At 25.8% G+C, this 7,874-nt stretch carries 8 protein-coding genes; 3 read left to right on the top strand and 5 right to left on the bottom strand.

The window, feature by feature from the left end; translation table 11 throughout:
• The 5 genes from ACWYO2_RS03860 to ACWYO2_RS03840 all read right to left on the bottom strand — a co-directional run.
• Positions 1 to 632 (bottom strand): PfkB family carbohydrate kinase (locus tag ACWYO2_RS03860; protein ID WP_455515182.1); only part of this gene is annotated, 632 nt, incomplete at its 3' end.
• A gap of 273 nt (positions 633 to 905) precedes the next feature.
• Positions 906 to 1,094, bottom strand: a complete 189-nt coding sequence (gene rpmF / locus ACWYO2_RS03855) for a 50S ribosomal protein L32 (protein ID WP_455515181.1) — start codon at positions 1,092 to 1,094, stop codon at positions 906 to 908.
• Between the two features lie 102 nt (positions 1,095 to 1,196).
• The gene (locus ACWYO2_RS03850) at positions 1,197 to 3,080 is read right to left on the bottom strand and encodes a M13-type metalloendopeptidase (protein ID WP_455515180.1); all 1,884 of its coding nucleotides are present in this window, start codon (positions 3,078 to 3,080) and stop codon (positions 1,197 to 1,199) included.
• Between the two features lie 144 nt (positions 3,081 to 3,224).
• The gene (locus tag ACWYO2_RS03845; protein ID WP_455515179.1) at positions 3,225 to 4,583 is read right to left on the bottom strand and encodes an NCS2 family permease; all 1,359 of its coding nucleotides are present in this window, start codon (positions 4,581 to 4,583) and stop codon (positions 3,225 to 3,227) included.
• Between the two features lie 283 nt (positions 4,584 to 4,866).
• Complete coding sequence (locus ACWYO2_RS03840) at positions 4,867 to 5,085, bottom strand: hypothetical protein (RefSeq protein ID WP_455515178.1); 219 nt, start codon at positions 5,083 to 5,085, stop codon at positions 4,867 to 4,869.
• Positions 5,086 to 5,273: 188 nt separating this feature from the next.
• Here ACWYO2_RS03840 and ACWYO2_RS03835 point away from each other — a divergent pair, with 188 nt between their 5' ends.
• The 3 genes from ACWYO2_RS03835 to ACWYO2_RS03825 form a co-directional block, all read left to right on the top strand.
• Positions 5,274 to 5,816 carry a PTS sugar transporter subunit IIA gene (locus tag ACWYO2_RS03835; RefSeq protein WP_455515177.1) on the top strand — a complete coding sequence of 181 codons (543 nt, stop codon included), beginning with the start codon at positions 5,274 to 5,276 and terminating at the stop codon, positions 5,814 to 5,816.
• Between the two features lie 69 nt (positions 5,817 to 5,885).
• Complete coding sequence (locus ACWYO2_RS03830; protein WP_455515176.1) at positions 5,886 to 7,241, top strand: MATE family efflux transporter; 1,356 nt, start codon at positions 5,886 to 5,888, stop codon at positions 7,239 to 7,241.
• Positions 7,234 to 7,874, top strand: a 641-nt coding sequence (locus ACWYO2_RS03825) for an SDR family NAD(P)-dependent oxidoreductase (protein WP_455515175.1), incomplete at its 3' end; no start/stop codon positions are given. The genes ACWYO2_RS03830 and ACWYO2_RS03825, both read left to right, overlap by 8 nt.

Below are 7,874 nucleotides of genomic sequence, written 5' to 3'. Positions count from 1 at the left end.
GTAACACCTTTTTCTAATAATACTTTAGCTGCTTTTATTAAATCTTCCTGACTTTTAATTGTTATATCAGTTATTACTTCAATTTCTAATTTGTTAGCTTTAATTGTATGAAAGTTTCCTAAAAAATCTTTTATTTTTACAGATTTTTTAGTAGAAACTAAATCAATAACTGTTTTTTTATGTGTACCAGAAAGATACTCAAGAACATCTTTTTTTAGATTGGTATCTAAAACAAGAATATCAGATTTTGAAATCAAATCTTTTTTAGTAGAAATGAAATCTTTATCAAATTTTTCTAATATATCCATAGCTGCGATTGCAACAACCATTTCATTTTCTTCATTCAATACAGATAAGTATGTTGAAAGTTGACTATTTTCAATTTTCATTGAATCACTCATATCACAACCAACATTTTTCATGTATTGAACTAATTCATTAGAAAAATTATCATCACCAATAGGTGATATTAATTTTGGTTTTGTATCTAACAAAGCAAGATTTTCTGCAATATTTCTTCCAACTCCACCAAATCCTTTTTGTATAGTACCAGGATTTGAGTCGTATAGATTAAGTTTAGTTTGAGAAAAACCTTGTATGTCGATATTAGAACCACCTACAATACAAATCATAAGTCACCTCGTTTAAATCTATACAAAGATATTAACATACACAAATTTTAAAGTCAATGAATATGTATATGAATATATATTTATTATTGTAAAAAATATATATATATTAAATTTAAAAAAATGACAAAAAACTTCCTAAAAATAATATTTTATGAAAAAAAATTCAAAAATTTAAATTGAAATAATTATTTATATATAATTTAGATTATTATATATTCTAAATATATTTGGAATAATATAAAAACGGCAATTCAAGATTGCCGTTTGATTTAATTATTCAACTATTTCTTCAACTGAAGATTTTAGAATTTTTCTTCCTCTATATTCACCTGTTACAAGATTTAATCTGTGAGGTCTTCTTACATTACCATTTTCAACTACTATACTTGGCGCACTGATAGCATCATGTGTTCTTCTCATATTTCTTTTAGCTTTAGAAGTTCTTTTCTTAGGTACTGCCATTTTGAGCTCCTTTCTACATGATTCACATCATGTTATTACATGTAATTTTTGTATTAATACACTATATTCTACATAATTTAACTATCTTTGTCAAGAGTGATTTTACCAAATTATAATTCTTTTTTCTTTTTCTCTATACATTTTATCTGATTCTTTAATATTAAATGTTTTATAAAAATCATCTAAATTTTGTGGAGTTATATTTGCTCTTAATTCTCCAGGAGAATGAACATCTACATTTAAAAGAAGATCAATGTGTTCTGGTTTAGCTTTTCTTCTCCATATTCTAGCCCAGTTTATAAAATATTCATCTAATGAATATTCTTCTTCTAATTTTAATGCTTCTAATGCTGAAGTTATTCCTCCTAAATCAGCAATATTTTCAGAAACTGTAAGTTTACCATTTACTTTTCCATTTCCAAATGGTATACCATCAAATTGTTCTATCATTTCATTTGTTTTTTCTTCAAATTTTATATAATCTTCTTCATCCCACCAGTTTAATAAGTTTCCATTTTCATCATAATTACTTCCATTATTATCAAAAGCGTGGGAAATTTCATGACCAATTACAGCACCAATACCTCCATAATTTTTACTTTTAGATTGAGTAATACTATAAAAAGGTTCTTGTAATATAGCAGCTGGGAAGCAAATGTGATTATGTAATGGATGATAATAAGCATTAACTGTATTTGAACTCATACCCCATTCCATTTTATCAACATTTGTATTCCATTTTTTAAAGTGATCTATAATTTTTATTTGTTTAAATTTTATGAAATTTTCAAAAAATGTTTCATTGTCATTATATTTTAATTCTTTATATACATCTTTATATTTTTCAGGGTAAGCTATAAGAATACCAAGAGTGTTTAATTTTTTAATAGCCATTTTTTTAGTATTTTCTTTAAGCCAAGTGTTTGTTTCTAATCTTTTTTTATAAATATTAATAATATTTTTTACCATATATTCTACATCATTTTTAGCTTTCTCACCAAAATACTTTTTACCGTAATATACACTTATAACACCAGCAAACATAGCTGTTGAAGTATAATATGAGTATTTGTCTATACTATCAGCTACTTTAATACCTGATTTTTCTCTTTGATATAGACCACCAATAATTCTTAAATTATCTGTGAATAAACTACTAAGATAAATTACTAAGTTAGATATTAACCATGCTTTTAACAATTCTAAATTATTATCTGTTAAAATATTTTCTAAATTTTCAAAGAAGTTAGGTTCATCTACGATTATTTTTTCTGGAATTTGTTCTAAAATATCATTTATAAATATTTCGAAATTGATTTTATTTGAATATTTTTTTACATTTTCCATACTTCTAGGGTTATATGATTTAGTATAATCAGCCAATTCAACAGAAGTTTTAGTATATGGATATATAATTTTATCAAATTCTATAGTTTTATCAATAAGTTCTTTTACTTCATTTGTACTATAATCTAATTCTTCAAAAATTTTTTCTAACATCTTAGTGTAAGACTTAATTAAAATTTTTCCATTTTCTTTTTCATAGTAAGTTTTATCTGGAAGTATAATAGAAGCTCTATTTAAATGTAATACATTAATTTTAGCATTCATCATATCAGGGCCAATAAACATACTAAATGGTAATGGGAATCCTTTTAAAGTCCATTCTTTAAGAATTTTAGAAAAATCATTATAATCTTTAATTTCAGATATTTTAGTAATATATTTTTTTAATTCTGTATATCCTTCCTTATTTCTTTTTTCAAAATTTCTTGCTTCATTAAAGAATTTTAAAAATTCTTTCATTTCAGGATTTTCTACATTTTTTAAATTTTTAAAATCTTCTAGTAAAAGTTTTTCAATATCAATAACTAAGTTTTGAAAACCTCCTACTTGTGCTCTATCTTCTGGAATAATGGCTGTTTTTAACCACTCTCCATTAACAGCTAAATACAAATCATCTTTTAATAAATCTTTGTTTATCATAATTTGACCTCTTTCTATTTTATATAACTAATAATACCATATAAAATGTTTTTTTTAAATAGTTATAATCAAATAAAAAAAATTAGTTTAGAATAATTAAAAATAGAGGAGTAATTAAACTCCTCTATAATAGGTTATTTATTATTAAACTAAAGCAAAGTGTAATAAGAAAATCACAAATAAAACCCATATAATAGCAGGTAATTTTTTCTTTTCTTTGCTAAATATATTTGTTATTACATAAACTATAAATCCTGCAGCTATACCATTAGCTATAGAATAAGATAAAACCATTATTATTATTGTTGCAAATCCTGAAGCAGCAGCTCTAAAATCATGCCAATCAACATTAGATAATTGAGTAGCCATTAGAACTCCAACTATTACTAAAGTTGGTGCAACAACTGGAGATAAAAATAGTGTATCATTTACAGCAATAGAATCTACAACAGATAATAATGGAGAGAATAATGTTGAAAGTAAAAATAATATTCCAACAATTACTGAAGATAATCCAGTTCTTCCTCCAGCAGCAACCCCACTTGAAGATTCAACAAAACTAGTTACATTTGAAGTTCCTAAAGTAGCTCCGACTACAGTACCTAATGCGTCAGAATAGAACATTTTATCCATGTTATAATCAACTTCTAATTCAGGATGTTCATTTTTTACTAAACCTTTAATTTTATCTATAACGGCTATAAGAGTTCCAGCTGTATCAAAAAAATCAACAAATAACATAGTAAATATTATAACTATACTTTCTGGTTTAGTTAATATACTTCCTAATCCACTTAAAAATAGCCCTACACTAGAAGTGTCAAATGATAAACTAATTATTCCATTAGGTAAAGTAGGCATACCAGAAACACCTGATAATCCTAATACTATACCTAAAATAGCTGTTGCTAGTAATCCAAGAAATGCTGCAGATCTAATTTCTAAAGTCATTAATATTAATGTTAAGATTAATCCGAATACTCCTAATAATACAGTGGGATTTTTGAAAGATCCAAGTGTTACATAAGTAGCTGGGTTTGCAATAATTATACCTAACTTATTAAGACCTATAAATGCTATAAAGAATCCTATAGCAGCTCCAATTGATTTTTTTAAACTTGTAGGAATAGAATCAATAATTAGTTTTCTAAGTCCTAAAACAGAAATGGTAAGGAATATTAAACCTGATACAAATACCATAGCAAGTGCTTCAGCAGGTGTATATCCAGAACCTAGTACAACCGTATATGTAAAGAATGCGTTAAGTCCCATACCGGGTGCAAGTGCTATAGGTGCATTTGCATAAATTCCCATGAAAATAGTAGCTACAGCTGATGATATAGCTGTTGCAAAAAATACAGATCCAGGTGTTAGCCCTGCACTACCTAAAATACTTGCATTAACTCCTAAAATATATGCCATTGTTAGGAATGTAGTTAATCCTCCTAAAAATTCAGATTTTAAATCTGTTCCGTGTTCTTTAAGTTTAAAATAACTTAACATAACTAAAGTACCTCCTAAGATTGAATTTCAAAATAAACAAAGCCCAGAAAAGTAGGCTTTTAAGTGAAACCTACCTCCTGGGCTTTTGTCCCTATGGTGTAATACTTTTACAAGTACCAGTGTTGCTTGGACCAGCAAGATAATATCTTCGGAACCCTAAACACTCTTTCTCTTATAGAGTTTATTTATATTTGTTAATATTTAAATCTAATTTATTTTATCATTATTTCAAACAAAAATCAACATATTTATTGATGTTTTTTTTAATTTTTTTTAATTAAATTTATACTAAAGTCCATCCTAATAAAGCAATGATTATTTCGTGTTCTGTTCCACTAATAACTACAGAGTCTTTATCTGATAAAAAATATTTATTTTCAGTATTATGAGTATATGATGTTATATTTATAGATTCAATTTTAATAACTCTATTTGTTTTTTCATTCCTAATATATCTACCACATAACCCGATTATACTATTTATTTTTTCTATTTTTATCATTTTTACTCCTTCCAATTAGTAAATTGATTTACTAATTATAAGTGATATATCTAAAGTATAGCTTATATAAAATTTTTTTTCAAGATATATATTAGTTTTATACTGTAAATAAACACAAAATATTTTTTGAATTTTGTATATTTCTATGATATACTTAATATATAAAAATAAATTTTAGAAAGGAGAGTATGATTTCAATCATACTGTTTAGAAATATGGGATTTTTTGATTTTTTATTAGGTAAGAAAAAAGAAGTAGAACAAACTCCAGTAGTGGTTAAAATAGTTTCACCTTTAAATGGAACTGTTATACCTTTAAGTGAAGTTCCTGACCCAACATTTGCAGAAGAAATGTTAGGTAAAGGTGTTGGAGTAGTTCCAGAAGAAAGTGGAGTTGTTAGTGCTCCTGTAAGTGGGACAATAATACAATTATTTGAAACTAAACATGCTTTTGTTGTTGAGACTGAAGATGGAATACAAGTATTAACACATTTTGGATTAAATACTGTTAAATTAAATGGAGAAGGATTTGAAGCAGTTGCTAAAGAAGGAGACAAAGTAAATGCTGGAGATCCAATAGTTAAGTATGATTTAGACTTCTTAAAGGCTAATGCTGATTCTGTTGTTACCCCAGTAGTTGTACTTGAACCTGACGATTTTAAAAATGTTGAATCTTTAGTTCCAGGTAAGAGTGTTGCTGGAAGTACAGAAATAATAGTTGTAGAAAAATAATAAAAGTATTAGATTAAGTTTAAAAGCATATGTTAAGGCATATGCTTTTCTTAAATAGAAAGATGTGATATGAATTTATTTAAAACAAATTTAGATGAAAGAAGAGAAATGATATTAAATGGTGATATTGTTAAATCTATACTTTTTTTAACAATACCAACATTTATGATGGCAATAGTGCAAACTTTAATTCCATTTTCAGATTCCTTATTTCTTAATATAAAACTAGGAACAGATGTAGGAGCGGCAATTTCATATGTACAACCGGCTATTAATATTTTAATTTCCTTATCCCAAGGATTAGGGGTAGTAGCTATGTCTATAATTGGTCAACTAAATGGTAAGGACGATGTGGTAGGAGTAAAAAAACGTTCTTTAGAGATATTATTTTTTGGGTTATTTATAGGTATATGTTTAATACCTATCGCTATTTTTGCAGCACAATTTTTTGTTCCAAATGATAATAGACTTAAAACGTATGCATTAATATATTTTTCTTTAAGTTCTATGATTATACCTTTTCAATTTATGGCATCTATTTTTAATTCAATTAAAAGTGCAATAGGCGAACCAGAATCTTCTTTTTATAGAATGGTAGTATTATTGATACTAAAGTTAGTATTTAATACCATATATTTACTTATATTTAATTTAGGTATATATGGTTCGATAATGGCTTCACTTAGTTCATATATATTAACAGGTATATGGATGTATTATGATTTATTTATACGTGAATATAAGTTTAAATTAAATATTAAAGAAGTTAAATTTGAACCTAAATTTTTAAAAGAAGTTATAAGATTATCAATACCATCTATGATGTCGTATATGGGTATAAATCTTGGATTCTTTTTAATAAATAGAGAAGTTGTAATATATGGAGCAGATGTACTTGCTGGTCTTGCTATAGCATCTCAAATCAATGGTATATGTTTTACAATGCCTACATGTGTTGCAACTACGGTTACAACTATGGTTAGTATGAATATAGGTGTAGGTAATGTTAAAAAATCTAAAGAAATTTTTAAAAAAGGATTATTTATAGGAAATATAGTTGCATTAATATTGATGTTATTGATAATACCTAATTCTAGATATATAGTAATGATGTTTAAACCTAGCTTAAATGTTGAAAAAATAGCAATGGATGCTCTAAATTATTATACATATTCAGCTTTTCCATATACTGTATTTATGATGTGTCAATCTGTATATAACGCATTAGGGAGAAATGTATATCCATTGATTATGACTTTTTTAAGAATTTGGGTATTTAGATATTTCTTTATAGTTTTAACGCATAGTATATTTAGTTATTATTCTGTATTTTATGGTAATCTTTTTTCTAATTTTATGACTGCGATAATTTTCTATATAATAGTAACTAAAAGTAGTTGGAGGAGTGAAATACACTATGAATAATAAATATATATTAATAACTGGTGCAAGTTCGGGTATAGGAAAAAGTTTAGCTTATGAATTTGCAAAAAAAGGTGAAAAGTTAATACTTGTTGCAAGAAGAATAGAAATACTTCAAGAATTTAAAAAAGAATTTCCTGAAACAGTAATTATTAAAGCTGATTTATCAGATATAAATCAAGTTAATGCTGTTTATAAGCAAACTAAAGATATGAATATATTTGTTTATAAATTAATTAATAATGCAGGATTTGGTGATTATAGTTTATTTGCTGATAGTGATAATAAAAAAAATATAGATATGATAAATTTAAATATTTCAGGATTAATTACTATGACTAGAAATTATCTTGAAGATATGAAAAAATATAATGAAGGATATATATTAAATGTTTCATCTATTGCGAGTTTTATGCCAGGTCCTTGGATGGCAGTATATTATGCAAGTAAAGCTTTTGTAACTTCATTTTCAAGAGCGCTTAATTTTGAATTGAAAAAAACTAATATTAGAGTTTCTATACTTGCACCAGGACCAACTAATACTGGTTTTAGGAAAATGGCTAATATCAAAAATAGTGGATTAGATAAAAGTTTTGAAAGTAATAGTTCAGATTATGTTGCAAAATATACTTTGAA

Source organism: Pseudostreptobacillus sp., from assembly GCF_977040545.1.
Note: the sequence above shows the minus strand (reverse complement) of the source record. Positions and strands in the feature narration are given on the sequence as shown.

Bases quoted from the DNA above. Each gene is read 5' to 3' on its own strand.
- rpmF (WP_455515181.1), bottom strand. From the start codon at position 1,094: ATGGCAGTACCTAAGAAAAGAACTTCTAAAGCTAAAAGAAATATGAGA.
- ACWYO2_RS03850 (WP_455515180.1), bottom strand. From the start codon at position 3,080: ATGATAAACAAAGATTTATTAAAAGATGATTTGTATTTAGCTGTTAAT.
- ACWYO2_RS03845 (WP_455515179.1), bottom strand. From the start codon at position 4,583: ATGTTAAGTTATTTTAAACTTAAAGAACACGGAACAGATTTAAAATCT.
- ACWYO2_RS03840 (WP_455515178.1), bottom strand. From the start codon at position 5,085: ATGATAAAAATAGAAAAAATAAATAGTATAATCGGGTTATGTGGTAGA.
- ACWYO2_RS03835 (WP_455515177.1), top strand. From the start codon at position 5,274: ATGATTTCAATCATACTGTTTAGAAATATGGGATTTTTTGATTTTTTA.
- ACWYO2_RS03830 (WP_455515176.1), top strand. From the start codon at position 5,886: ATGAATTTATTTAAAACAAATTTAGATGAAAGAAGAGAAATGATATTA.